The organism is Streptomyces sporangiiformans, assembly GCF_005768555.2.
Lineage (GTDB): Bacteria > Actinomycetota > Actinomycetes > Streptomycetales > Streptomycetaceae > Streptomyces > Streptomyces sporangiiformans.
The window spans coordinates 1-928 of the sequence record NZ_VCHX02000216.1 but is presented as its reverse complement, the minus strand read 5'-3'; the positions used below and the strand labels follow the sequence as shown (position 1 = coordinate 928).

The 928-nt window shown below is 69.5% G+C and carries 1 protein-coding gene; it reads right to left on the bottom strand.

Annotated features, from left to right (window positions below; translation table 11 throughout):
• Positions 1-928 (bottom strand): transketolase-like TK C-terminal-containing protein (locus FGD71_RS34955; RefSeq protein WP_140936021.1); only part of this gene is annotated, 928 nt, incomplete at both ends.

Here is a 928-nt window from a genome sequence, read left to right as displayed (position 1 = left end):
CCCGGGCGGCGGATGCGACGTTCTCGGCAGTGAAGCCGAACTCCTGGAAGAGGACCTTGCCGTCGGCGGAAGCACCGAAGTGCTCCAGGGAAACGATGCGCCCGGCATCCCCGACCCACCGGTGCCAGGTCAGACCGATCCCCGCCTCGACGGCGACCCGCGCCCTGACCGACGGCGGCAGCACCGCGTCCCGGTACGCCTGATCCTGCTCCTCGAACCACTCCACACACGGCATGGACACCACCCGCGTGGGCACCCCGGCGGCCTGCAGCCGCTCACGCGCCTCGACCGCCACATGCACCTCGGAACCGGTACCGATCAGGATCACCTGCGGCTCGCCGCCCTCGGCCTCGAACAGCACATAACCGCCGCGCGCCGCATCCTCGTTGGGCTCGTACGTCGGCACACCCTGCCGGGTCAGAGCCAGCCCGTGCGGGGCACCCTTGCCGAACACCTTGGTGTAACGCCCCAGGATCTCGCGCCAGGCGATCGCGGTCTCGTTCGCGTCGGCCGGGCGGACGAGGTTCAGGCCCGGGATCGCCCGCAGCGAGGCCAGGTGCTCGACGGGCTGGTGCGTGGGCCCGTCCTCGCCCAGACCGATGGAGTCGTGCGTCCACACGTACGTCACCGGCAGATGCATCAGCGCGGACAGGCGTACCGCGTTGCGCATGTAGTCCGAGAACACCAGGAAAGTGCCGCCGTAGATGCGGGTGTTGCCGTGCAGCGCGATGCCGTTCATCTCCGCGGCCATGGCGTGCTCACGGATGCCGAAGTGGATGGTGCGGCCGTAAGGGTCGGCCTCCGCCAGGGGGTTGTCCTTCGGCAGGAACGAACTCGTCTTGTCAATCGTCGTGTTGTTCGAGCCGGCGAGGTCGGCGGAGCCGCCCCACAGCTCGGGGATCACCCCGCCCAGCGCCTGGAGGACCTT